This is a genomic window from Paramicrobacterium fandaimingii (assembly GCF_011751745.2).
Classification (GTDB): domain Bacteria; phylum Actinomycetota; class Actinomycetes; order Actinomycetales; family Microbacteriaceae; genus Paramicrobacterium; species Paramicrobacterium fandaimingii.
In genome coordinates this window covers 523,219-549,025 of record NZ_CP061170.1, presented here as the reverse complement: position 1 = coordinate 549,025, position 25,807 = coordinate 523,219, and the positions used below count along the sequence as shown (strand labels likewise).

Below are 25,807 nucleotides of genomic sequence, written 5' to 3'. Positions count from 1 at the left end.
TTACCTCGCTTCGCCGATCTGGGCGCGTGACGCGTGCTCATCGAGCCAGCGAGTGAGCCGGGCGACGACCTCGTCGCGGTTCGTCTCGTTGTACACCTCGTGCCGTGCGTCGGGGAAGATCTGCAGGTCGACATCGCTCAGACCTGCCCGCGCACTGTACGACTCAGCGAGCATCGTGGCGCCTCTCTCGCCGCCGACCGTGTCGTCGGAGCCGACCATGATGAGCACGGGGATGTCCCGGGGCATCCGCGGCGACGGCCTGCCCAAAAACGACAGCGCCTGGGTGAGATTCCACACCGGCTTCTCGGCAATGTCGAAACACAGCACGTCGGCGTCGAAGGCGGCGCCCACGTTCGCATCGCGACTGAGCCACTCGAGCCCCGTCGATCCGGCGCCGCGCCACGGCTTGTTGAGGTCCCCGGCATTCAGCACACCGGGGACGGCAAGCGCGGTTCCGCTCAGAACCACGCCGTCATACACCCCTGATCGAGCGATCACCTTTTGCATCAACAGGGCACCCCAGCTGTGCCCGATTCCAAAAAGCGGCAGATCCGGATGCTGCTCGCGCACCGTTTCGGCCACACGCAGAAGCGAGGTGATTGCGCCCTTCATGCCCCGTGGGCCCAGGTGCGAGAGCCCGAGATAATCACGGCCCGTCTGCCCGTGTCCGCGATGATCGTCAGCAAAGACCGTGTACCCCGCGGCAACGAGGTCCGCGGCAAGCGGAGCGTACCGACGGGCATGCTCCCCCGCTCCGTGCGCGATATGCACGATTCCACGCGGCTTCGCCGCCGTCCACTCGTAGTACGTGATGCGAACGTTCTCGTCATCGACGAGCGTTCGCGTGACGTCCGGTTCCGCAGTATGTGCTGGCCGCATAGCCCCAGCGTACCCAGGTCACGCGGGAGGACGCGCTCAATGCCAGGCAGGATTTCGTCCGGCGAGACCGAGCAGGGTGTCAAGCGACGACGTTCCGGTCAGTGGCGCGAGCAAGGTCCCAGCCGTGCAGCACACGTTCGTCGAGGACAACCGCCGCGATGTCCGCTGACTGCATCCGAACCCCACCGGCCCCGTGTCACCTTGCCATGCCACCGGTTTCGACATATCGGATGAGCCGTTCGGCCACGTCGATGGGTCTGCTCTTCGCTGCGAGGTGACCGCCGGGCATCACGTCAGCGGCGATTCCGAGCCGTTCACGGGCAACCCGCACTTGAAAATCAGCAGGGAAGAGCCGGTCATCTGCACCGACCAACACGTGCACAGGCACGTTGGGCCACTCGGCGAACGCGCACGGCTGTTCGAACGGAGTCGCGGCGGGTTCGCGGCCGGATTCTGCCATCGCAGCTTTCACACTGTCAGGGACATCGTGAAGAAATACCTCGTCCGTGTCGAGGTCGTCGGACCGACCCGCACGGGCGTTGGCAGCATGACGCGCCGATTCCCAACCTGTGGCACCCCACCACTGGCCAGGAGTTTCGCCCGGGAGAGGAATCATCGCGTTGAGCAGGACGATCCGCGAAAGAGCATCACGCTTGGTGATCATGGGAGCGGTGAACCCGCCAAGCGATTGCGCCACGACGACGACATCGCTGTGCGCACCGATCGCCTCGTCTGTGATCGCCGCGTACTCGGGAAGACCCAGCGCGGGGTCGTCCCCCGCGATCTCAACCGGGATTGCGGTGTGACCGCGCGCGATCAGCTCCGCCGCGACCTCTCGCCAGTAGACCTCCCCCGCCCCACCAGCGCCGGGAATCAGAACGAATGTCGCCATGAGCACTCCTCACTCCGTTGCATCGTCGCTCATGTTCACACCGTACACATGGCGGTCACGCATCACAATGCCTCGTCACGAAAACATACGGATTGATTTACTTAGCGAGGCTAATAAGCTAAGCTAATTAGCCGTGGCAAGGACTATTGGCGAACAGAGCACAGAGCTGCGCATCGCGACGTTTCGACTGGCTCGCAGACTGCGAGCTGAAAAGGCAGACGGCGAGCTCAGCGATGCCCACTTCTCGGTGCTGGCCGGGCTTCATAAACACGGCAAGGAGACCCTGACCGCCCTTGCCGAACGGGAGGGCGTCTCTGCGCCCTCGATGAATCGTACGGTCAACTCTCTGCAGGAGTGGGGCTATATCGAGCGCGTCGCTGACGAGCACGATAAGCGCAAGGTGATCGTCACTCTGACGGATTCCGGCCACGAAACCGTCATGAAGACAGTGAAGAAACGGGATCGCTGGCTGCATCAGCAATTGCGCACACTCAGCCCCGACGATCGCGCCACACTCGCGGCCGCAAGCGACCTGATGAGGAGCCTCGCCACCCAGTGAAGAACATGTTCCGCTCGTTGTCGGGCTTCAACTACCGCATCTGGTTCATCGGTGCCCTCGTGTCGAATATCGGCGCGTGGATGCAGGCGACGACGCAGGATTGGGTCGTGCTCGTCGATCTGACAGACAACAATGCCCTCGCGGTGGGAACGACGATGGCGCTGCAGTTCGGGCCGCAGCTGCTGATGGTTCCCATTTCGGGATATATCGCCGACCACTTCGACCGACGCAAGATCTTGATGTGCACGCAGTCAGGGCTCATGCTGCTCGCGGCGGGACTCGGCATCCTGCTGCTCACCGGCGTTGCCGAGCTCTGGCACGTGTTCATCTTCGCGTTCACCCTCGGCGTTGTGAATGCCATCGACACCCCGGCGAGACAGGTGTTCGTCTCCGATCTCGTCGGTCAAGACAACATGGCGAATGCTGTCTCTCTCAACTCGGCGTCGTTCAACACGGCTCGGCTCATTGGCCCGGCGGTCGCGGGCATTCTGATCGCCCTCGTCGGCTCGGGCTGGGTGTTCATGATCAATGCAGTGTCATTTCTCGCCGTACTCACCGTGCTCATCAGCCTGCGGGTGAAGGACCTGTACCCAAGCCCGCGCGCAACGGGAAGCCCGATCAAGAACATCGTCGAGGGCTTTCTCTATGTGAAGGCGCGGCCCGACCTCACGGTGATCTTCGTGATCGTCTTCATCATGGGCGCGTTCGGCATGAACTTCCCCATCGTCGCCTCGACGATGGCCGTCGAGTTCGGCAGGGGCGCAAGCGAGTATGGAGCGCTGTCGTCGATTCTGGCGATCGGCTCCCTCACCGGTGCGCTGCTCGCGGCACGGCGCGCCAGACCACAGATGCGCATCGTGATCACGGCCGCGGGACTGTTCGGCGCGGCATCCACGGTCTCGGGCGTCATGCCCACCTACGTATCGTTCGCGATCTCGATGATTCTCGTCGGTTTCTCGACGGTGACGCTGCTGACAACGGCGAACAGCTACGTTCAAACAACGTCCGCCCCGATCATCCGGGGGCGCGTGATGGCGCTGTATGCGGCGATTCTCATGGGATCAACGCCGGTCGGGGCGCCCATCGTCGGCTGGATCGCCAACGCGTTCGGCGCGCGATGGACCCTCGGGGTCGGTGCGCTTGCCGGTTTCGCCGCGTGCGCCGTTGGACTGGGCTGGCTGATCGTCTCGCGCGAGCTGCGGCTGCACCGCGACCCGGCGTCCCGCTGGAGGCTCGTCGTCACCCACTTTGGAAAGCCGATGCCCGGCGCCGCCACAACGAACCTCGGGCGCATGGGCCTGACCACGCCCATTCAGGTTGTGCACGGCGACGGCGGCGCAGCCGAGTACCTCGACGTTCACGGGAAGCCTTTCGGGGCCAGCGCGAAAGACACGACTCCGGATGCTGTCGGCGAGCGCGCCGACACCACGGAGATCCCCGCCGCCTCTGCCGAAGAGACGTTCCTCGAGACGGCGTCCATCGCGCTACCGGCGTCGGCCCCGCAAGCGGTGCCGCTCATCGAGCCCGAGACACTCACAGGGCAGATTCGCGTGAAGTACCTCGATGACGACGATGAACAGGCCGATCGCCCCTGAGCGCACGCTGTGATCTGGCTCTCGCCGAGACCTCAGCGCTAGCCAGGGCGGATCGCCGCTGCGTACCATCGACTATGTCCATCTCGATCGCGTCACTGGCCACCGTCACCCCCGACACCGTGTTGCATCAGAACGAGGTTCGCGACGTCTTCGCCTCGCAGCCGGAGCTCAGCAGGCTCGCCCAGCGACTCATCTCGACGAGCTTCGACCAGTCAGGCATTGAGACACGGCGCTCGGCAATCGTCGAGTTCGACCGAAGCGTCGACGTCGAGCATCCGGAATTTTACGACAGTCGATCTGGCTTGCTGCTCTCACCCGGCACCAAAGCGCGCAACGATCTGTTCACAGAAGCGGCGGGGAAGCTGTACGTCGACGCCGCCCGAAAGGCGACGGCAGATATCGACACAGACACGGTCACCCACATCATCACCGTCTCGTGCACGGGGTTCTTCGCGCCGGGCCCCGACTTTCTGATCGCACGGGAGCTCGGGCTGCGCCCCAACGTGCAGCGCTACAACCTCGGATTCATGGGATGCTACGCGTCAATGCCCGCGCTTCGCCTCGCCCAGCAGCTGTGCGCCGCCGATCCTGATGCTGTCGTGCTCGTCGTGAGCGTCGAGCTGTGCACACTGCACGTGCGATCGTCGAGCGACCCCGACCAGATCATCGCGTCATCGCTCTTCGCCGACGGGGCCGGCGCCGCCGTCGTACACACGGGCGCCGGCTTGGCGAGCCTCGACTCGTTCGACACTCGTGTGACGCCGACGGGGGAAGAGGCGATGGCCTGGACGATCGGCGACGAGGGCTTTCTCATGGTGCTCTCGAGCTACGTTCCGCACATTATCGGCGAGCACATCACGGGCGCACTCGACGGCCTCATCGGCGACACGACACCGCGCGACATCACGCACTGGGCACTGCACCCGGGCGGGCGCAGCATCGTCGACCGCGTCGAGACAGCGCTCGACCTTGCGCCTGAGCAGCTCGCAGCATCGCGGTCTGTTCTGCGCGAGTTCGGCAACATGTCGAGCGCAACAGTTCTGTTCGTACTCGAACGCATCCTCGCCGATGCGCAGACAGGCGACAGCGTCTGCGCGCTCGCCTTCGGGCCGGGGCTCACCGTCGAATCTGCACTGCTGACGGTGGAATGATGGCAGGCCTGCGCCAACGCGACGACTCTCTGACGGAGCGAATGGACGACCCCGACTGCGATCCGGCGCTTCTGCGCCGCACCTATCAGCGCTTCGAGGTCGTGAACAGACTCGTCGCCGGGTGGCGCCGCACATATGTCGCGCACGTGCGCCCTCGACTTCGGGCGGCACGGGCTCGGGGGCACGTGCCTCGAGTGCTCGACGTTGGGTGCGGCGCGGGCGACGTCACCCGAGCGCTCGAGCGCTGGGCGGCACGCGATGGACTGCGCATCGAGGTGACGGGGGTCGATCCGGATGCTATCGCCATCGATGAGGCCACGGCCGCCGCAACACGCAGCGGCTCTCACGCTCGGTTTCTGCGCGTGCGGGCCGGCGAGCTCGGCGAGAAGTTCGACGTTGTCGTCTCGAACCATGTGCTGCACCACATCGACGACCTGCCGACATTTCTTGACGAGACAGCCGGATGCTGCGCGCACGGCGGTCTTGTCGTGCACAGCGACATCGAGCGCTCCCTCTTCGCGTATGCGGCGTTCAGCGTGCTCGCTCTGCCGTTCACCGCGGGCAATTTGATTCGCGAAGACGGTCTGCTGTCGATTCGTCGCAGCTACACGGCGTCGGAGCTGCGGGTCGTCGTTCCCGTGCCCTGGCACGTGACGACGCAATCGCCGAGCCGCGTCCTTCTGCGCAGCGAGGTTCTCGGTGCCTGACGTTGCCGTCGTGGGCGCTGGCCCGATCGGAACGCTTGTCGCCGCCCTCCTGCAGCGCCGCGGCCTGGAGACGGCCGTGTACGAGCGACGCGACGCGATCTCACAGCGTCCCCGCGCCGTCGGAATCCACCCGCCCGCCGTCGCCGTTCTGCGTCAGCTCGGTCTCGAACTTCCCGGGGCACGGCCGATAGCGCGAGGCGAAGCACGGGATCATGATCGTGTGCTCGGCGCAATGCGTTTCGCTCCTCCCGTGCTCATGCAGCCGCAGCATCTCCTGCAAACGGAGCTCGACGCGCACGTTCGACATCTCCGCCGCGCAACTCCGGTCACCGGCGTGGAGAACGGCGCGCGCTCTGCCCGCGTGCACGTTCCCGGCGGTGCCGTCGGTGCGCGCATCGTGATCGCCGCAGATGGCGTCGACAGCAGCATCCGGGGTGAATCGGATGCCGCCTGGCGGCGCCACGCTGGCAGAGGCCGCTACCTCATGGCCGATGTCGGCGATGACTCAGAGCTCGGCGACGCGGCTGTGCTGTGGTTTGCGCAACGCGGCGTCGTCGAGTCGTTTCCGCTTCCCTCGTCACGACGTCGGTGGGTCGCGCGAGCGGCGATCGGCACCGATCTGGCACAACTGGTCGGCGAGCGCACGGGCGTCAGGCTCCCGCCCTCTACTGCTGAGCAAACGAGCTCATTCATCGCCGCGCAGCACCTCGCCGATCGATGGGTGCAGGGGCGCATCGTGCTTCTCGGCGATGCCGCCCACGAAATCAGCCCCATCGGAGGCCAGGGAATGAACTTGGGAATCCTGGATGCTGCCGCTCTCGTCCCGTGCCTGATCAGTGCTCTCGACGGCGACACCGCCGCGCTCGATTCCTGGGAGCGCGAGCGGAAGGGAACCGCGAGAAAGGCGATGGCGCAGGCCGCGTTCAACATGAGCGTCGGAACGCCGATTCCCGCGTTCGCCCAGCCGTTCAGGCGCGCCGGGGTTCGCGTGCTCACGTGGGGGCCACTCGCCCGGCGGCTCGAGGCAGCGTTCACGATGGCGCAGCTGTGAGTGCACGCAGAACACCGTCCCGTTGGTGCTCACGCAGGTGAGGTCACAGAAGCGAGTCGATCGTGCTGCAGTAGCGTCGCCATCCTTCGTCGAGGAGGCCAAATCCCGCGTCGATCGTCGCTCCCGGGTCCGGGGAGCGGCGTGCGAGGAGCTGGATCTGGAGCGCGAAGCGGACGTAGAGGCGGATCGCGTCTGTCGCGACATCCAGTCTAAATTGGCGGGTGATCTCCGCGATGAGGGCGTCCTCGTGACGGACCCACATTCGCTCGGCGTACTCGACAACGGTCGGGGCCTGCTCCATGACGGCGAGAAGGCGCCGGCCCGGCCCTGTGTTCATCTCAGCGATCTCTTTCAGGTAGTGAGCCCGCAGCGCGGCCGAGATCGGCGTTGTCTGCTCACGGTTGCGCACTGCTGCGACAAGGCGTGCATGCTGCTGAGCCTCGTCGCCGAAGAGGAGGGCCTCCTTCTGCGCGAAATGCGCGAACACGGTTTTCGACGTGACGTCCGCAGCATTGGCGATCTCGCTGACGGTGACGGCGTCGAAGCCGCGCTCGAGAAACAGAGCCGTCGCCGCGTCCAGGATTTTCGTTCGAGTCGCGTTCTTCTTCCGCTCGCGTCGGCCCTGTGGAGATGCTTCAGTCATGACGGTTCGTCAGGCCTCCCAGGAGTGCGGACTCCGCGTTCTCTGAGCGAGAGCATGGTTCCGCAAGGTGTTCCTCGCCCACCGAGACGGCTTCGTCGTCGATGACATTCCGCGCGAGCCATCGGGAATAGGTCATTCCACCGGCCCGGCATTTGTGGAACAAGTCGTTGGTGGTCACCGTGTGAGCGGTTGTGTGGCGTCTCGTGTTGTGGCTCCAGTCGCTCAGGAAGTATCGGTAGTCGTACGCGGATTCGCTCAGCTGCCTCATCGATTCCCTGGTCTGATGGGCCCAGCCGTCGATGAACTGGTCGGTATCGGTGGGTGTGCCATTGAGGGCAGCGGAGAACCGAGTGAGCGTGTCGTCGTAGAGCGTGTTGCTGTGCAGGTACACGAGGTTCTCTGGTGTGGGGTCGACGCGGCGAGAGATGGCGTCGCTGTAGACGTCTGTGCCGACGCGGAACCCGATAACCTCGGGACCGCCGGCATTCCAGACGCGCTCGAACAACTCCGGCCAACGGCGGGAGACGATCCCCGCCCCGTCGGAGAGACAGAAGACCGGCTTGTCGGGGTAGTGGTCGGCGACGACCGGGGCGTAGAAGACCGATGCCCAGGCCCCGGAGCTCTCGCCCGAGACCATGACCTTGGTCGGACGGGGAACGTTGGCGAACACCCACTCCAGTGCCGCCGAGACGTTGGCCCTTCCGTTGTGGTGGACCGTATAGGTGCGACCGTCGCGGGTGTAGTCATTGACGGTGTCGCCGACGTGCAGATCTCCCGTGCTGTAGGGAACGAAGACGAACGTCCAGTCGCGGAACGCGTTCTTCTTGTCACGGCGGTTCGCCAGCCCAGTGAGACCGGCGGGGAAGAGCCGGGTGAGAGAGGCGAAGTAGAACGCTCTCAGATCTCGGGTGTAGCCGCGCAGGACGCGCAGCGGGGTGATGGGACGCGACGCCGTCTCACCGTCCCAGCAGGCCCCGCCGCCCGAGAAGTGGATGATCAGGTTCGGCGATTCACCCCGCCTCACGTAGATCGCGTACGGGGATCCGTCTCCGCTGACCGTGCCATCCCCCAAGTGGACGTTGTGCCACTTGCGGTCGGCGATCTCGCTCAGTGCGGTCGCCGACGAGGGGCGTCTGAAGACGTACAGCACGAACGCGACGCCAAGGAGCGCGAGCACGCCAAGGAGCGCGAGGACCACGAGTGGAGCGCTCACCGCGCTCCACACCACGAATGCGCAGACGAGTCCTGCGCCCACCCACGTGACAACCTTCATAACCGAACTGCTCCTCCCGTCGCCCCGTCGACTCGACCCTGGCGATCGGGGCGAACGGAAACCTCACATTACTACACTCACTTACTCATTACACTGACTGTAGCATTAATTTATCGGTCGCGACCATCGGCGCGCAAACGAGTCCGCGCCAAACGCTCTCGCGCGATTCCGTCGCGTTAGCGCTTGTCGGTGAGCGCGATGGACCTGTATTGGCCGCATGCACTGACCCGCCAATCACCACCCGCTGTCGTTGACGACTGCAAAGGTGCACCGTAGGCTCGAGAAATACGATCCTGAAACGATTCAAGGAGTGGCATGGACGACGTCGACGCCGCCAATTCGTTCGCCGAAACTATCCGCAAATTGGAAAGTGGCACGTCCGACCCTGATCCACGTACCGATGTCGACATCGCCTCGCTCGTTGAACAGTATCCGGATCTCAAGCATGTGACGGTAACGTCCCAGCTCATTCCCGCGCACAGCGGCGATCTTCCCGCCCGCCTTTATACACCGGCGGGCACCCCGCGCGGTGCTCTCGTATGGGCGCACGGCGGAAGTTTTGTCGGAGGAAACCTCAATATGCCCGAGAGCAACTGGGTTGCCCTCGCCCTCGCAGCACGCGGGTTCACTGTGCTGTCTGTCGAGTACACCAAGGCGTTGTTCGGCGTGCATTTTCCCGTGCCGTCGATCGATCTCCTTGACGCGTGGGTCTGGGCAGTCGATGAACTCGGAATCGACTTGGGTGCCATGCACATCGGCGGCGCGAGTGCGGGCGCGAACCTGGCGGCAGGGGTTGCCGTCAGACTTCGAGACGGCCAAGGGCCTCGTCCCGCGTCGGCCGTACTTGTCTACCCGCTCGTGCACGAAGTTCTTCCGGAGGGGTCCGCCGAGTTGCAGAAGGTCCTCACCCTGGTTCCCTCCGAGGCGCGTTTTCCGCAGAGCTTGGTCACTCAGATCGTTGCCAACTACCTCGGACCCGATCAGCCGCGTGGTGACCCGTATGCCTTTGCGGGTAATGCACGCCTCAACGACATGGCGCCGATCTTCATCCTCAATTCTGAGTACGACGAGCATCGTCTGTCGGGCGAAGAATTCGCCAGACAGGCGATGGATGCTGGCGTGTCTGTGCATCTCACTTTTGAGCCGGAGACCCTGCACGGCCATCTTGATCAGCCGCACAGCCCACAGGCCCAAAGAAGCATCACACGAATCGCCGAGTGGTTAGCGAACTACTCACCTGCCGAGCCGTCAAGAGTGTGAGGCTGTCACTGACAAGAAAGACAGCGAAACCACGGAGGATGCTTGACAGTCTGTCTGCCTTCTGTCAAAGTTCTCTGAAACCTTTCAATACTAATTCGCAGGCGTCCACGGATGCCTCTGAACCGGTGAATAGTGGAGCTCCGGGACGGTGCTCCACACAACGACTCGAACAACGGAGTTCACATGGGTAACGGCATTATGCGCTTCCGAACAAATCGGAGGACGTTTCTCCAGGGAGCTGGCGGCGGCATTCTCCTCGCCGCGAGCGGGCTCGCCCGCCCGCAGCAACCCGCCGCTGCATCTGAAACGTATCAGTTGACGAACGGATACGTCAGCCTCTCCGGTGCCCACGGCAAGCTCACCCAGTTCGCGTGTGACCCGAGCGATGCAGGCAAGTTTGAGCGCTCAACGTTTAAGTCGGTGTTTGTCGGAGCCACGGACTTCTTCGATTCCAGGTTCAACGCCGATGTGAGCTACACCGCGACGGACACGAAACTCAGCATCACCGGCATCCAACTGCCATCTGCGTCGACGGTCAAGCAAGATCAAGTGGGCTCTCCCGTGCCTCTCAGCACTGGGCACACACTCGGACAGTCATTCACGGCATCGATGTACCGTTTCTCAAAGGTCGGGGCACAGCTTCCCACCTGGAGCAGCCAGAACTCGACGGTCACGATGACGCTCTACTCTGGAACGCCAGACACCGCACTCACAGAAATCACCCGCCGCGAGATCAATCCGGTTCAAGACAATGGATGGGCATACCTCGACGTTCCCGCCCAACCTGCCGGCACCTACTATATGGAGCTTTCTGACAGCACGGGTACTCCAGGTTGGTGGAGCAAACTCGGAGAGACGACAGTCGACCTCGGCGGCGCAGCATACGACGATCGGCAGGTGCAGGCAGATCGCACCATGACGCTCGATGTCGTCGGCTTCAACGTTGACGGAATCGCAACGTGGGACCTGGAACTCGATGGAAGCGCCGTGACGTCGACGTACGATATCGAGTGGCAGACGGATGCCCGACCGGATCCAGGGCTGACCCTCAACACATCATGGGTCAAAGATGGCTACTCAATCGCCGATGCAGACGGCATCCGGTTCAGCCGCTTCTACGGGGACGCGGGTGATTACATGCCGTCAGAGCAGCTGAAGCGTCGCGATGCGTGGACGACACCGGTTTCGGGAGAAGGTTCTGTGACTGCCACGGGCAGCGGCCCGTATGATCTGCGGTTCACCGGAGATTCGCCTGTGATCGACGGAACTATGACCGCGAAGGCGATGGCGCTTGCACTCAATTCGGGCAGTGCTGAGCCTGGGCAGGCTATCTCCCGCACCATCGCTGTCGACATCAAGGCACATTCAGACGCCCTGCCCGAGATCTTCCCTGTGTTCACGGCGTCGGACAGCACGAGAGCCGCGCAACTGTCGACGTTCTACTGGGAACGTGCACTCAGCTATCGATTCGACGGGCACGCGATGGCCTGGGCCGATTGGGAAGGACGCATTCTCGACTGGACGGGCACGGCGGGTGCTGGTGCTCAAGCCGATTCGCTGCTGGGTACATCGCTCGACGAAGACGGGTACGTCTGGTCATGGCCTGACTCGCAGGGATGGCCATTCCCTGATCCGGAACTCTTCGATGCGCGACACTTCACATCGAATGCGCTGTACGTGCTCGGTGCGTGGCGCTACTACTCATGGACGGGAGACTCCGACTTTCTGTCGACGATGATGCCGCGGGTCAGGCGTGCAATTGATTTCTACATCGACTCACTCGACGGCAAGAAGGGAGTGGTCACGATCACGTCGCCAGATCATGACGGCAGAGACGGAGCACTGCCCTCGAACTATTGGGATGTCACGTCGTTCGGATACAAGGATGCTTACCTCAATGCCTATTTCTACGGCGCCCTCGAAGCTGTTGCCCAATTAGAGGAGCACGCCGGTCGCAGAGGACGAGCTGCTCGACTTCGCGGCCTGCGAAAGCTCGTCAAGAAGAAGTACAACACCACGTTCTGGAATGACGCCGACGGTCGATATGTGCAGACCATCGACGTGGACGGTGTTGTGCACGATTACGGCTCGACGTATGTCAATCTCGAAGCAGCATCCTTCGGGCTGCCGACGAACGACATGGCCACTCGCATCTTCGACTGGCTCGACAACGGCCATACCGAGCTTCAGGAGCCCGTCGTGCTCATCGAGAGCGGCGGACTCGCTCCCATGATCGACCCTGGTCATTCCCTTGGTCAGAGTTTCACCGCTGACGCTGCCTTCACGAGCGTCGCTGCCCGATTCCCCACATTCGGCAATCGTGGTGCGACGTTCACAATGACGCTCCACAAGGGCCTGCCAGGGGAATCTGCGACCAAAGTCGCCGATCAGCAGTTCAGCGACTGGTCCGATGGACGCGTCGCGCATATCGACGTTGATTCACAGGAACCGGGCGTCTATTACCTTGAGGTCTCCGACGTGACGGGTTCGCTTGCCTGGTGGTCGTCTGCAACGCCCGTGGATGGCGCCATTGCCTACGCGGATGGGGCACCCGATGCCAACGCCTCGACCCGATTCATCGTGGCGCTCGATGATCACGTCGAGGGCCCAGCAGACATCTATTCGAAGTGGGTGTTCGCTCCGAGATCAACAACCAGGCGAAACAGCTACTGGTTCTTCCTCACCCACCTCACCACGCCCTGGGGAGATGAAGTGCAAGATGGCGGAGCGATTCTGTACACGTCGGGGTTCGATGTGATGGCACGCGCCAGGTATCAGTCGGCCGATGACGCGTGGGCGCGTATGACCGCGATTCTCGATCGCTGGAGCGAACCCGATCATCTGTGCGGCGGTGCTCCCCTGTTCCGCGGTGAGTCGACTGTTGACGGTGCCACAGCAGGGTCGTCTGTAGGAACAGACGTGCCCTTCCCCGAGAGCGGGCTTGTACCGGCAAGCTTCCTCTATGCGTTCGTCGGTGTCGAGGCAGAGCCAGATTCACTCGTGATCACACCGAACCTGCCGTCGGGCCTGACGGATGCCGGAGTGAAGCAGCTCCGCTGGCGTGGAAAGCAGCTGAACATCGTCGCAACTCACAACACGGTGACGGTAACTGGTAATGGCGTGTCATTCGAGGAAACGTACACCACGGGCAAATCAGTGCGGTTGGCGGCCAGTTCTCTCTAGCTCACGTGAGTTGCAGAGTTGTGTGGCGGGACTCGTTCGAGTCCCGCCACACATTCGACTGCTACTCGGGCGCGTACTGCAGCGGCTGCAGCTCAGACCTGAATCGGTGGCTGCCGTTGCGCACTGTCTCAGCGACAGAAGCGCCCGGCATCCATACATCGGCGGTCACACCGTAGGGAATGGTCAACGTGAGGTCCACCTGGCCATTTTCGAGCCGCCACTCCACCGCGATCTCCCCATACGGTGAGAGATGACGAGCCGACGCGCTCGACAGATCACCGGTGACAAGCGGCCGAACGTCCACAGTCCTATAACCAGGCGAACTCGGCGACAGGCCGGCGACACATCGATGCAGCCAGTCGGCAACGGCCCCATACGCATAGTGGTTGAACGAGGTCATCGAGCCGGGATTGATCGATCCATCGGACAGCATCGAGTCCCAACGCTCCCAAATCGTCGTTGCCCCCATTGAAACGGCGTACAGCCACGACGGACAGGACTCCTCGAGCAGCATCCGATATGCCAACTCTGGGTATCCCGCAGTAGAAAGCGCGTCAAGAATGACAGGGGTTCCCACGAAACCCGTGCTGACACGAAAACCCGCTGCGGTCACGAGCTCGGCGAGGCGATCGCCCGCGCCGGCGCGCTGCCGTTCGCTGGCGAAGAGATCACCGACGATGCTGAGCGCGTAGACAGTCTGGCAATCGCTGTGGACGCGCCCGTCTTCGCTGACGTACGCCGAAATAAATGCGGCGCGCACCTGTTTCTCGAGCTGCGCGTAATCCGCAGCTTCCACGCGAAGGCCGAGTGTTTCAGCGGTGCGCGCGAGAATCCCCACAGACCGCGCGAAATAGGCCGTAGCGACGACAGCCGGGTCTGCTTGAGCGCGTGAAGCGTCGTCTGGCGGCGCCGTCGGATCAAGCCAATCGCCGAACTGGGCACCCGTGCGCCACAGCAGAGCGGGACCCACAATGCTGCGGACCTTCTCAACCCACGCCTTCATGGATGGGTACTGCTGCCGAAGCACACCCACGTCGCCATATGCATGGTGCACGGCCTCGGGAACGATCGTTGCCGCGTCACTCCAGGCAGCGGCCGCAGGATTGGGCTCGCGGAGAACATCGGGGATCACGTACGGAACCCCGCCGTCCGGCTTCTGCTCCGCCGCGAGGTCGCCAAGCCAACCCGAGAGGAAGCCCGCTGTGTCGAATAAGAACGTCGCTGTCGGGGCGAAGACCTGAAGGTCCCCCGTCCATCCGAGTCGCTCGTCGCGCTGAGGGCAGTCGGTTGGCACATCGAGAAAGTTGCCGCGTGTGCTCCACACGACGTTCTCGTGGAGACGATTGACCCGCGGGTCAGACGACTCGAACCACCCAGTGCGCTGAAGATCTGTCCCGAGCACGAGTGCTTCAACGTCAGTGAGCGCCAGCTCGGGGACGCCCGAAATCTCTGCGTATCGAAATCCATTGAAGGTAAATGTCGGTTGCAGAATCTCTTCTGGCTGGCCAGAGAGCGTGTAGGTGCAGGTCGCAAGGGCACTGCGGAGTGGGCGAACACCGAGCTCTCCGTGCTCGAGAACCTCTGCGTGGCGAATCGTCACTTCAGCACCCGCCTCGCCATGCACACGAAGGCGCACCCACCCCACGAGGTTCTGCCCAAAATCAACGATTGTCTTGCCGGACGGCGTCGTCAGAAGCTGCACAGCCGCAAGCGTCTCCGTAATGCGCACGGGCGGCCCGGACGGCGCAATGAGGCGGGCGAAATCCCCGTCAAGCACATCGACAGAATCCACGCGCTTACCTTCGGGAGAATCTGTGATCCTCAGGTCGCGACGTTGCCCGTCATAGAAATCATCGAACAGGATGCTGCTGGGCACGGCACCCCATGAAGCATCCGTTCCGAAGATTTCTCGCGAACCATCCGCATAGTTCACCTCGAGCTGTGCGAGGGCGCCAAGGCGATCTCCGTAACTCGATCGATTGCCAGGCCATACGAGTTGGCCGCGATACCAGCCATTTCCGATGAGAGCACGCAGCTCGTTGGTTCCTCTGCGCACAAGCGGCGTGACGTCGTAGCTCCGATAGCGCAGACGCTTCTCATAGGCTGTCCATCCAGGGGCGAACACATCGTCGCCGACTCGATTGCCGTTGATCGTGAACTCGACAATGCCGTGTGCCGTGAGGTAGAGCCGAGCCGAAATCGGCTCTGCGTCGAGATCGGCGCTCCCGAACAGCAGCGGAGCACCGTCGTCAAGTCTCCCGATCGTCGACGGACTGATGAGCTGTTTCACCCAATCGTCTTGTTCGAGCAGTCCAGCCTCGATCTCGAGGGGCTCACTCTCATCGGTCCACGTGTTTCCGCTTCCCACTCGAACCCTCACACGAACCCGCTCGCGCGACGCCAACGGGGCGAACGGCCAGGGAACGTAGAGTTGCTCGTCAGAGTCGACGACCACAGTCTCCGTCGCACCATCGTCCCTTTCGAGACCCAGCCAGTATCGATCAGATCGCCACCCGGCAGACGCCGATTCAATGCGCCATGACAGCCGGGGCGATGCCGTGCCGATACCGAATGCGTCATCAAGGTACTCAGCACGCGGACGTGTGACGTGCGCGCGAGGGGAACCCGACGGTCGAGGACTCGCTTCTGTAAGAGGCGACTCGCCGGACGGAGGCATCACTCAAGCCCCGTTCCGGCGACGCCCTTCAGGTACCACTTCTGGAACACGATGAACACGATGAGGACGGGAAGCATGGCGATGACCGCACCGGCGAGCCCGATAGCCGGTGATATGACAGAGTTCTCGCCGCCGGCGAGCGGCGCAAGGGCCACGTTGATCACTTTGTTCGCGGGGTTTGGTGCAATGACCTGGGGCCAGATGTACATATTCCAGGCGGTGAGGAAGCTGATCGAACAGAACGTTGCGAGAGCGGGCTTAGCCAGCGGCAGCGCAATGGATGTCAGCACTCTCCACCAACTGGCGCCGTCGATGCGCGCCGCTTCAATGAGCCCAGACGGCAACGTCGCGAAGAACTGTCTGAAGAGAAGTATCGAGAACGCGCATTGGGCAGCCATCGGGATGATGAGCCCGGCAAATGTATTGAGCCACCCCAACTCAAACGTCACGATGAAGAGAGGGATGAGCGTGAGGTTGCCCGGAATGAGCATGGGCACGACAAGCGTCGCAAGTATCGCGGCAGACCATTTGAACGGAATCTTTGCGAGGGCGAAAGCAGCCGGCAACGACAGCAGCAGTTGCAGGCCAACGACGCCAAGGCTGAATATGAAGGTGTTTCCTATCACCTGCGGCGTCAAGAAATTCCACGCGTCAACGAAGTTCTGCCAGATTGGCGTCTCTGGCACCAGCACCGGCGGGAAGGCATTGACTTCGGCTGCAGACTTGAGCGAGCCCGAAACCATGAAGAGCAATGGCGTCGCCATGACAAGTCCGCCGAGAAGTACCGCAACGTAGCGGACGATCTTGCTTGTGCGTGAGGTACGCATCAGACACGCTCCTTCCGAAAGCGCACGATTGAGCGCACAAGAATCACGATGGCGATCATGATGACGAGTTGGAAAAGCGACAGCGCGCTGGCATAGCCGATGTCCCGTTCGAAGAAGGCAACCTTGTAGGAATAGAGCGCGATTGATTGCGTTGTGCCAAGCGGGCCGCCATCCGTCATGATGAGTGCGATCTCGAATGATCCGCTCACGAAACCCACAGTCTGAAGCACTGCGATGAGCAGGGTGGTTCCCCATACATTCGGCCATGTCATCGACCAGAGCTGCCGCCATTTGCCGGCCCCGTCAAGTGAAGCAGCGGCGTAGATGTCGTCAGACACCCGTTGCAGGCCAGCAAGGTAGAGGATGATGACGATAGGCAGAGCACTCCAGATCATCATGATGACGAGTGCCGGACGCGCCCACGTCAGGTCAGAGAGCCAATTCGGCCCTTGAATTCCAACCCAGCTGAGTGCCTGGTTCACCAGCCCCCGAGAGCTGTACAGGTTTGCCCAGATGAGCGAGGCGACGGCTGCCGACGCAATCATCGGCGCGAAATAGAAGACTCGGATGGCCCCGATGCCAGGCAGCTTCGTATTGATGAGCACCGCGAGGACAAATCCGATCATGATCGTCGGTATGACGCCGAGCACCACGAACAGGATGGTTACCCACAGTGCTTGCCACATCTGCGGATCGCCGAACAGCCGGACGAGATTGTCGAGTCCAACCCATGTCGGCACTCCGAACAGGTCCCATTGAAAGAAGCTCAGAACGAGTCCGCCGAGTGCAGGCACGATCACGAAGACAGCGAATGCAAGCATCCCTGGCGCAAGAAATGCCGCTGCCGTGAGCGCGTCAACACGTTTGTCACGACGGCGACGATTCGGCTTGTCCGGTACGCGGCGTTTGCTGCTCGTGCGGGCTTGTATCGCCTGTGTGTCAAGAACTGTAGTTGCCAATACGATCTCCGATGATCAGGAGTCCGGGTGGAACGAGCATCGTCCCACCCGGTTGCCCGCTACTTGCTTTCCTTCTCAATTGCCTCGTTGACGGTCTTCTCTGCCGCACCGAATGCCTCTTCTATCGACATACCGTTCAGCACCACTTCTTGGGTTGCCTTCTTCGTCGCTTCCTTAAGTGTGGTCGAAGAGGAGCCAGGCATCTGATCGATGAGCACGGCTTCACGGGCAGAGTCACCGAAGATCTCGATGTGCTCGGGCGGCGCAGCGCCGTCCTTCCAGGTGCCGTTGTCGATGCCGTTGTCGGTGGGAGGGATGACTCCACCGACGTCCTGCGCGACCTTCATTCCGGTATCGGTGTCGTAGAACCAACTCAAGAATGCCCATGCGGCATCCTGGTTCTCGCTGGTCTGCGCAATCGAGAGCCCGTACGAACCGCCGCCCGCTGTCGATTTGCCGTTGATCGTCGGCATCGTCTGAACGTCCCAGTCATCGTCGACGAGCGTCGTCTGGAGTCCGGGCACTGCTCCGCGCGATGCGATCGCCATTGCCACGTTTCCCGATTCAAACTTGAGCGAGGGATCGTCTGTCGTTGTGGTGTACGGCCCGGACGCCGTTCCGTATGCGTCAAGGAGCAGCTCCCACGCCTTGAGAGCTTCTGGCTGACCGATTCCAGACTTCCCGGTCTCCGGGTCGAAGACCGTGCCACCAAAGGCTTTGATGACCGGGCCGAACACGATGAGATCAGATCCGTCGCCGAGCGGTGCGCCAAGCCCCGTCACGGTGTCGCCGCTCTTGTCCTGGATCTCCTCCGCGACGCGATACATGTCGTCCCACGTCCAGTCGGCTTGCGGATACTCAGATACTCCGAGTTCATCAAAAAGGGACTTGTTGTAAAACAACCCGACCGAGTCAGCGCTCACGGGAAGTCCAGTGATCGTGTCCGGATCGGCGAGGGGGCGATACTGTCCGACGAATTGCGGAAGGAACGAGTCAGCGTCGAGGTCACCGAGCTTTCCCTCCTTCAAGCCTTGCGCTAAGTCGAGAGTGACCTTGTTTTCGGCGAGCGTGTCTGCGAGAAAGTCCACGTTGAAGAAGACATCGGGCAGTTCACCACTTAATCGCGCGGTTGCGAGCTGTTGCGCGTACTCGGCAGCGTCGTCCGTGGTGCTGCGAACCTCTACCTTGCGGTCGGGGAATGCCTCCATGTACGCGTCTGCGTACTTCTGAAACTGCGGCTCGAGTCCGGTGATTGTCGTGAGGACGATGGAACTTCCCTTGACTTCGCCGGCCCCTCCGCTCCCGGACGCGGAGCTTCCTCCGCACGCGGCAAGCGCTGGGATCATGATCGCTGCGGCAAGAGCAGCAATCGCACGGCGCGAATTTCTCGCTGTGTGTGACGTCATTGTCAGCTTTCCTAACGTGATTGTTCAAAGCAGGACTGTTTCGGTGCGAGCGCATGTTCCGACAGCATCATCGGTGCAAATACTCAAAATTGAAACCTTTCAGCTATGATGTGCGAGTTGCAGAAACTTGTCAAGTTGAAGTTGAGGTTCGTTCGGTTACCGTGATGAAATGTTCATTCGCGGCGGCGAGAATTCTCAGAAAGTCACGTTCGTGACGAGCGGCGAAGGGGCCAATGTGACCAGTCCGATACCAACATCGCTGAGAGTAGACGGACGTCGCACTGACGATGCGCGAGCTTCCTGCGAGACATCGTCTCGCAGATCGGAAGATCGGTTCGTTGCGCTCGCGTCCGAGCGCAGACCGCGGCTTTCGTGGGTGATTCCCCTTGAGCACAATGGTCAACTGCAGACCGCGTTCAGGGTGCGCGCAAGCGTGGGACCGATCGATCCGCGACCCGACGATTCCGCTCACATCTTCGACAGCGGTGCCGTCGAGTCCAATGACCCTTTTATCGAACTCGACACCGAGCTCGACGCCGGCGGCCTGTACGCATGGACAGTCCAAGTGCGAAACGAGGCTGGCACGTGGTCGGGCTGGGCAGAACCATCGCGATTCGAAACGGGCCCGTGGAGCCTCGATGACTGGAGTGCGAGCTGGGTGTCTCATCCCGCGCTCACTGTGCTGCGACGAACCTTGCGCCTCGATGGAGTGACCGAGCGCGCGCGACTCCACCTCACCGCCCAGGGACTCGTTCGGGCTTCCATCAACGGAACTGCCGTGAATGCAGACGCCGCTGACCCTTCTCGCACCGATCTGAGTCGAGCGCTGTACCGAAGCTATGACGTGACCGACCTCGTTGTCGCCGGAGAGAACTCAATCGACTTCGCACTCGGGTTAGGCGAATGGGCACGCTCTGGTGAAGATCCACGATTACTGGCGGAGCTTGTCGTGCACGCAGCCGATGGAACCATCGTCCGCGCTGGCACCGGCCCTGGGATGACTGCTGCCGCCAGCGAGATCACACATGATGAGCCGTTCTACCTCGAGCGGCATGAATGGAGTGAAGGTGCGACCGATTTCGACTATTCGGATGCTCTGAACGTCCTTGAAGCGAGCACAGCACGGGCATCATTCGCCACTCCACCGGCCATCGTCGCCCCTGACCCGTCCCCGGCCGTGCATCGTGTCTCGCCACACGCCGTGACAGAACTCACCCGCACAGCCACGAGTCGCGTCTACGACGTCGGAACGAATATCGCCGGTCGCACGCGCCTCACTCTCTTGTCTCCGCTGCCCGTCGGCACCGTGGTGAGAGTGGTTCACGGCGAACACGTCGACGCGAGCGGCCGACTCGATACGACGAACCTCACGATGCCGTTCGACAACGGACGCCCGCGGCAGGTTATCGAGTACGTCACCGGACCGACGTCGCACGCTGTCTGTGAGCCGTGGTTCGCCTATCACGGCTTCCGCTACGTCGAGATTTTTGGCATTCCCTCCGACGCCCGCCTCAGCGTTGAAGCATGGAGTCTGCACTCTGATCTGCAGAGCGTCAGCGAGCTCACGACAGATGACTCACACGTCGCCGCGCTTTCGCACGTTGCACAGCGAACCCTGCTCAATAACCTCCATGGAATTCCTGAAGACTGCCCGACTCGCGAGCAATCGGGCTGGACTGGCGATACGGCTTCTGCTGCCGAGTTCGCATTCTCGGCGTTCGACATGCAGGCATTCTTCGCAAAGTGGCTCGCAGATCTGCGCACGAGCCAGCAAGCCGACGGCAGCATACCGGCAATCTCTCCCGACATCCGACGGCCGCGGATCAGCCCAGATCCCGTCTGGGGTGGCGCGCTCCAGCGAGTACTCCTGGGCCATTGGCTGCATTACGGCGATGAGCGGGTGGTGCGCGAGACTCTTCCGGCTCTGCGGGACTGGGCAGATTATCTGTGGATGCTGCGGGGCGACGAGGGCACCATTGACGGCGCACCGATCAGCTACGGTTCAGACTGGCTCGCGCTCACTCAAACGCCACCGCCAATTCACCACACTGGCGCCGTGATCGATTGCCTCGAGTCACTCGCCATGCTCGAAGAGGAGACTGGAGATTTGGATGCCGCAGCAACCAGGCGGGAACAGGCAGATGAGCTGCGTCGATCGGCATACGCCGCGTTTTACGATGCTGGGCGTGATGTCTTCGGAAACGGCACGCAGGCAGCGAACGCGGTAGCAGTCGAGTCCGCCACGCTTTCGGGACCCGCCGCGCACCGCGCAGCCGATCGTATCGCCGAGGACGTCTACGCACGAGGACATCGCCTCAGCTCAGGCTTTGCCGCGACGCGAACGACGGTGCGCGCTCTCGCTCGGGCTGGCCATTCACAGTCGATTTTCGATGCACTTCACCAACCGGCCGAGCCAGGCATCGGAGCAATGATCGATCACGGGCCGGGCACATTCTGGGAGTGCTGGTGGATCGACCCAGCCAATACCGGAACCGGGTCCCTCGATCATGTCGGTCTCGGAGGACCGGTCGCGGGTTGGGCGTGGCAATGGCTTGCGGGTGTGCGCCCGACCAGAGCTGCATGGTCGCGCTTCACCGTCGAGCCTCAATTCGTGACGGGCATCGACACGTTGTCGCTCACGACTCACACTGTGCGCGGGACGATTGACGTGCACTACTGGCTCGATGGAAGCGCCGGGGTTATCGAGCTCACCGTTCCGGTCTCTTCTGAAGCCGTGCTGCGACTCGCTGGAAACCGCGAAGAAATTCTCAAGGCGGGTACGTACACTCGGCGATTCACAGTGGAGAGGAAATCGCAGCACACGTCGCTGCCGGACGATCCGTCGTGGCAGGCTCCGTACAGACCGGCTCCGTCGCCGGACGTTATCGGCGAGCGCGACTGGCTGTCGAATGCTCTCGCTGTCGATTCTGTTACCGCGGTTGATGCGCTGCCCATCGTCATCCTGCCCTCCGGGCTGCAGTGCATGCCCGTCCCGCACGAGCAGCCAGAAGGTCCTGTCGTGCTCGTGCAAGGCACTCACCGCACACCAGCTGCCGTCCTCGGAGCAGGCACACAGCTGTCTGCCCGATTCCCTGTCTCCGGTCTCGGCACAGATCGACGAGACGCGAGGTTTGTGTATGCGATGCTCGACCTCTGTCTCGATAATCCCACACGTGCCCTGGAGTCGTTCATCATCGTCACCGGCGCCGACGGAAGCATCGCTCGGGGAGTCGGCACCATCTGGCCGGCCGGGTGGAACCGCGTGAGCGTCGACGTAACCCGCCTTGCCGCGTTCACCTCGATCACATCGGTGGAGGTTGGTGTGCGAGTGCGGGAGCAGCCAGAAACCGCATACTCGTCTGCCGCCGAAGACGATGTTCCGCTCGCTTTCCAGCTCGGAGAGACGGGCTTCAGCGCGGTTCGTTCAACCTGGTGACTCGGCAGCTGGCCCGTGCGAATGATCCCTAGACTGTACTCGCTCTGACTACGAGCTCAGGTGGCAGCAGAGAGTGCTCGTGAACGTGCGACGTGCCAGCTGCCGCATGGTCGAGCACCAGCCGAACCGCCTCGTGTGCCAGTGACTCTTTCGGCTGGCGCACCGTCGTCAAGGGAACAATTGCCGATGCCGCATAGTCGATATCGTCGTAGCCCACGATGGCAATATCGCGCGGCACCTTGAGCCCGTCTGCAATGACGAGTGATTGCATGAGACCGAGCGCGAGCAGGTCGTTTGCGCCGAACACCGCGTCCGGTCGAGACTCAGGAGCCATTGCCGCCAGCTGATCACCGATCGCCCTCCCGTCAGCGATCGTCTGGTCGACGGTGTCGATGTGGGTGAGAACTGCTCCATCTACCTCGTCGACCGCCCTGAGCGCACCAGTCCAGCGATCCTCCACCTGATGAAGTGGACCACCGAGGAACGCGATTTTTCGACGTCCTGACTCGAGGAGGTGACGGGTGGCCAGGTACCCGCCCTCTGCACCGTCCATCGCCACAGAACAGAAGTCGCCTTCGCCCGCGTGAATATCGAAGAGAACGACAGGCATGCCGCGGCGAATAAGCCGTTCAATCCGCTCGGTCGGCCCATCGAGGGGGGCAATGATCATGCCGCGGACGCGCTGTTCCTCGAACAGTTCGATATAGCGGTCCTCGCGGCCAACGAGCTGGTCGCTGCTTCCGAAGATCACCGTGTGGCCGTGGGCCTCTGCAGCGCTCTCGCACGCGTGGGCCAGGTCACCGAAGAACGGGTTCGCCACGTTAAGAACGATCATCCCGAGAGTCGTTCCGCCACCCATCTTGAGTTGCCGAGCCAGATCATTTCGCACGAAGCCGAGTTCGTCCATCGTGGCAAGCACACGCTCGAGCGTCTTAGCAGAGACAAGATCGGGCTTGTTGAGAACGTTAGAGACTGTCCCGATGGACACCTTGGCTCGTTCAGCCACTTCTCGAATTCCGACCGGACTGGCCACGGTGCCCTCTCCTTCTCGCGCAGCGCGCTCAAACCATCATAGATATGAGCGCGGTATGAACCGGCACCATCCCGGCCAACCGGCCAGATCCCCGTGCATCAACCACCACTCGGTCCGCGCTAGTCAGTCCTCACGACATTCCGGATGCTGCCATTCGCGCCCGTACTCTGGGGATACAAAATCACCAGCAGGTATCAGTCCTTCTGAGAGGAATCCGTCATATCGTTGCCCTGGTATCCCATTGATGAGATAATTTATGTATGACACGGTTCGATCCTGTGCGTGCAGCTCAACTCATAAAAGCCGCACGTCTCGATGCGAATCTGAGCCAGAAGGAACTGGCTCTGCGTGCGACGATCAGCCAGCCGAACCTTGCAGAAATGGAATCGGGCAAACGGCGTCCATCACCCATGATGCTCGAGCGCATCCTCTCCGCAGCAGATTTTCGCCCCTCTGTCGCCGTCGCCTTGAACGCAGACGCGCTCCGAACGGCCGCAAGCAACCGGGGGTTCACGTCGGTGAGTCTCTTCGGCTCCCTCGTGAGGGGTGAAGACCATTTCGACAGCGATATCGACATACTTGTCGATGCCGAACACCCTCTGTCGCTCTTCAGCCTTGGCGCCTATGCTGCCGACGTCGAAGAACTCACGGGATTCCCGGCCGATGTGCACGAAAAGGCATCAGCGAGTCGAAGCTCACACGGTAAATCGGCCGCCGATCAGTCGGTTCCGCTGTGACTGACGAGCCGTTCAAACCGCGTCCCCGCATCACCTCCCAGGGCCGGCGAGAAACAGATCGAGCCAACCTCCGTGCCGAGCTCAAACGAATCGATATGCGTCTGCACTCGCAGGTGATCGGAACTCGCCGCACCGACTTCATCGATGGATCGCCGTCATACGACGCGGCTTCGATGGCCATCGTTCGTTTGACCACTGTCCTGGAGCGCCAGGAGAACAGTTTTCTCCACGGGGTATTGACGAAGACAGAGCAGCGATCGCTCGTTGCTGTACGCAATATTGTCGCTCATGGTGGGTATTCACAGATGGACGATGAGTCCTTCTGGATCAGCGCCACACGAGATCTCCCAGATCTCATCCGTCGACTGCAGCAGGCACTTCCCGATACCGATGCCGAGCCGACATTCGACTAATTGCCGGTCGATTCCCGCACGACGAGCTCGGGCTGAAACACGATCTGCTCGTGCGTGAACGACGGGCCTTCCGCGTTCTCCCTCAGCAGCAGATCAACCGCCGTGTGCCCGATCTCGTGACTGGGCTGACGAACAGATGACAACGGCACAACCGACGCCCTGGTGAAGTCGATGTCGTCGTACCCGATCAGCGCGACGTCATCAGGAACCCGGATGCTTCCCAGCATCGCGAACGCCTGAAGCAGACCCATCGCCAGCAGATCATTCGCTGCGAACACAGCATCCGGTCGATTCGATGCCGGTCGCGCACTCAGTCTCTCGCCCGCTGCCCGCCCCTGCAGCACCGACAGAGACTCCTGCAGAACCACGTCGAGCGTGGCATCGCCCACCTCGGCGACCGCCTTCTGCGCACCCTCGAGCCTGTCGGCAACCTGCCGAATCCGAGCAGGACCTCCGACGAACACGATGCGTCGGCGGCCGATGTCGAGCAGATGCTTCACTGCCATGTACCCGCCTGCGACGTCGTCAACTGCGACAGATGAGAAGTCGGAACTGTCGGTCTGCCTGTCGACGAGCACCGTTGGGGTTCCCTGCCGACGCAGTGACTCGAGCCTCTCGGGTCGCGCGCCGACGGGTGTGAGCAGGATGCCGAAGACGCGCTGCTCTGCGAACAGGTCGAGGTGCTCCGATTCGCGGCCCGAATCCTCGTCGCTGTTGGCGAGCAGTACAGAGAGCCCCGCTTCGCGAGCCCGATCTTCGGCGCCCCGAGCAATGTCCGTGAAGAAGGGGTTGCCGATGTCAAGCACGGACAAAGCGATGCTTCGGCTGCGACCGGCTCGCAGCTGGCGAGCTGCATCGTTGCGCACAAAACCAAGATCGGCGATCGCCGCTGTGACGCGCTCGACGGTGGTCGGCGAAACACGCTCTGGCCGATTGAGCACATTCGATACCGTGCCGACCGACACCTGGGCGCGATCGGCGACGTCACGAACGCTGACTGACATTTTCCCTCCCGTGGGCGACTGCACGTCAGCATACACTGCGAAATGAATCGTCTCAGTTCGATAACGCGCGCTGCCTTCTGTTGACAGATTTGCAGGGATGACCCTAGTCTGAGTTTACCCGT

At 62.1% G+C, this 25,807-nt stretch carries 20 protein-coding genes; 10 read left to right on the top strand and 10 right to left on the bottom strand.

Going from position 1 to position 25,807, the window contains the following annotated elements; genetic code table 11:
- Together HCR84_RS02650 and HCR84_RS02645 are read right to left on the bottom strand one after the other, a co-directional pair.
- Nucleotides 1-879 (bottom strand): alpha/beta fold hydrolase, encoded by an 879-nt coding sequence (locus HCR84_RS02650; RefSeq protein WP_166982360.1) that lies wholly within the window; start codon nt 877-879, stop codon nt 1-3.
- 196 nt (nt 880-1,075) lie between these two features.
- A complete protein-coding gene (locus HCR84_RS02645; protein ID WP_166982362.1) occupies nt 1,076-1,771 on the bottom strand; it encodes an alpha/beta fold hydrolase in 696 nt (231 codons plus the stop codon).
- Nucleotides 1,772-1,904: 133 nt separating this feature from the next.
- Here HCR84_RS02645 and HCR84_RS02640 point away from each other — a divergent pair, with 133 nt between their 5' ends.
- The 5 genes from HCR84_RS02640 to HCR84_RS02620 all read left to right on the top strand — a co-directional run bounded on the left by HCR84_RS02640 (nt 1,905) and on the right by HCR84_RS02620 (nt 6,834).
- Nucleotides 1,905-2,330, top strand: a complete 426-nt coding sequence (locus HCR84_RS02640) for a MarR family winged helix-turn-helix transcriptional regulator (protein ID WP_166982364.1) — start codon at nt 1,905-1,907, stop codon at nt 2,328-2,330.
- Nucleotides 2,331-2,335: 5 nt separating this feature from the next.
- Nucleotides 2,336-3,925, top strand: coding sequence for an MFS transporter (locus HCR84_RS02635; RefSeq protein ID WP_166983229.1), 1,590 nt, complete (start codon nt 2,336-2,338; stop codon nt 3,923-3,925).
- Nucleotides 3,926-3,999: 74 nt separating this feature from the next.
- Nucleotides 4,000-5,076, top strand: coding sequence for a type III polyketide synthase (locus HCR84_RS02630; RefSeq protein WP_166982366.1), 1,077 nt, complete (start codon nt 4,000-4,002; stop codon nt 5,074-5,076).
- Nucleotides 5,073-5,783: a methyltransferase domain-containing protein gene (locus HCR84_RS02625; RefSeq protein WP_166982368.1), complete on the top strand. Its 711-nt coding sequence runs from the start codon at nt 5,073-5,075 to the stop codon at nt 5,781-5,783. The genes HCR84_RS02630 and HCR84_RS02625 overlap by 4 nt, the downstream gene beginning before the upstream one ends.
- Entirely contained in the window at nt 5,776-6,834 is a 1,059-nt protein-coding gene (locus HCR84_RS02620) for an FAD-dependent oxidoreductase (RefSeq protein ID WP_166982370.1), read from the top strand. The genes HCR84_RS02625 and HCR84_RS02620 overlap by 8 nt, the downstream gene beginning before the upstream one ends.
- Before the next feature lie 43 nt (nt 6,835-6,877).
- Here HCR84_RS02620 and HCR84_RS02615 read toward each other — a convergent pair whose 3' ends face one another.
- On the bottom strand, nt 6,878-7,477 hold the full coding sequence (locus tag HCR84_RS02615; RefSeq protein WP_166982372.1) for a TetR/AcrR family transcriptional regulator: 600 nt from the start codon (nt 7,475-7,477) through the stop codon (nt 6,878-6,880).
- Nucleotides 7,470-8,750, bottom strand: a complete 1,281-nt coding sequence (locus tag HCR84_RS02610) for a pectin acetylesterase-family hydrolase (protein WP_166982373.1) — start codon at nt 8,748-8,750, stop codon at nt 7,470-7,472. Before HCR84_RS02610 ends, HCR84_RS02615 begins: the two co-directional genes overlap by 8 nt.
- 315 nt (nt 8,751-9,065) lie before the next feature.
- On the opposite strand from HCR84_RS02610, the gene HCR84_RS02605 reads away from it, so the two are divergent.
- A complete protein-coding gene (locus HCR84_RS02605) occupies nt 9,066-10,010 on the top strand; it encodes an alpha/beta hydrolase (RefSeq protein ID WP_166982375.1) in 945 nt (314 codons plus the stop codon).
- A gap of 183 nt (nt 10,011-10,193) precedes the next feature.
- Nucleotides 10,194-13,193 (top strand): MGH1-like glycoside hydrolase domain-containing protein, encoded by a 3,000-nt coding sequence (locus tag HCR84_RS02600; RefSeq protein WP_166982377.1) that lies wholly within the window; start codon nt 10,194-10,196, stop codon nt 13,191-13,193.
- A gap of 61 nt (nt 13,194-13,254) precedes the next feature.
- On the opposite strand, the gene HCR84_RS02595 is transcribed toward HCR84_RS02600, so the two are convergent.
- Genes HCR84_RS02595 through HCR84_RS02580 form a run of 4 tightly spaced genes read right to left on the bottom strand, consistent with a single transcriptional unit; the run spans nt 13,255 to nt 19,062 of the window.
- Nucleotides 13,255-15,870 carry a family 78 glycoside hydrolase catalytic domain gene (locus HCR84_RS02595; protein ID WP_166982378.1) on the bottom strand — a complete coding sequence of 872 codons (2,616 nt, stop codon included), beginning with the start codon at nt 15,868-15,870 and terminating at the stop codon, nt 13,255-13,257.
- Complete coding sequence (locus tag HCR84_RS02590) at nt 15,870-16,697, bottom strand: carbohydrate ABC transporter permease (protein WP_166982380.1); 828 nt, start codon at nt 16,695-16,697, stop codon at nt 15,870-15,872. Before HCR84_RS02590 ends, HCR84_RS02595 begins: the two co-directional genes overlap by 1 nt.
- A complete protein-coding gene (locus tag HCR84_RS02585; protein ID WP_166982381.1) occupies nt 16,697-17,656 on the bottom strand; it encodes a carbohydrate ABC transporter permease in 960 nt (319 codons plus the stop codon). The genes HCR84_RS02590 and HCR84_RS02585 overlap by 1 nt, the downstream gene beginning before the upstream one ends.
- A gap of 59 nt (nt 17,657-17,715) precedes the next feature.
- Nucleotides 17,716-19,062, bottom strand: a complete 1,347-nt coding sequence (locus HCR84_RS02580) for an ABC transporter substrate-binding protein (RefSeq protein WP_166982382.1) — start codon at nt 19,060-19,062, stop codon at nt 17,716-17,718.
- Between the two features lie 169 nt (nt 19,063-19,231).
- Between HCR84_RS02580 and HCR84_RS02575 the strand changes: the two genes are divergently transcribed.
- On the top strand, nt 19,232-22,498 hold the full coding sequence (locus HCR84_RS02575; protein ID WP_166998951.1) for a family 78 glycoside hydrolase catalytic domain: 3,267 nt from the start codon (nt 19,232-19,234) through the stop codon (nt 22,496-22,498).
- Nucleotides 22,499-22,526: 28 nt separating this feature from the next.
- Here the strand turns inward: HCR84_RS02575 and HCR84_RS02570 are convergent, their stop codons facing one another.
- The gene (locus HCR84_RS02570) at nt 22,527-23,531 is read right to left on the bottom strand and encodes a LacI family DNA-binding transcriptional regulator (RefSeq protein WP_166982386.1); all 1,005 of its coding nucleotides are present in this window, start codon (nt 23,529-23,531) and stop codon (nt 22,527-22,529) included.
- Between the two features lie 260 nt (nt 23,532-23,791).
- On the opposite strand from HCR84_RS02570, the gene HCR84_RS02565 reads away from it, so the two are divergent.
- Together HCR84_RS02565 and HCR84_RS02560 are read left to right on the top strand one after the other, a co-directional pair.
- A complete protein-coding gene (locus HCR84_RS02565) occupies nt 23,792-24,268 on the top strand; it encodes an XRE family transcriptional regulator (RefSeq protein WP_166982388.1) in 477 nt (158 codons plus the stop codon).
- Nucleotides 24,265-24,681 (top strand): ribonuclease HepT family protein, encoded by a 417-nt coding sequence (locus tag HCR84_RS02560; protein ID WP_166982390.1) that lies wholly within the window; start codon nt 24,265-24,267, stop codon nt 24,679-24,681. Before HCR84_RS02565 ends, HCR84_RS02560 begins: the two co-directional genes overlap by 4 nt.
- On the opposite strand, the gene HCR84_RS02555 is transcribed toward HCR84_RS02560, so the two are convergent.
- Nucleotides 24,678-25,685, bottom strand: coding sequence for a LacI family DNA-binding transcriptional regulator (locus tag HCR84_RS02555; RefSeq protein WP_166982392.1), 1,008 nt, complete (start codon nt 25,683-25,685; stop codon nt 24,678-24,680). The genes HCR84_RS02560 and HCR84_RS02555 overlap by 4 nt on opposite strands.
- Between the last annotated feature and the right edge of the window lie 122 nt (nt 25,686-25,807).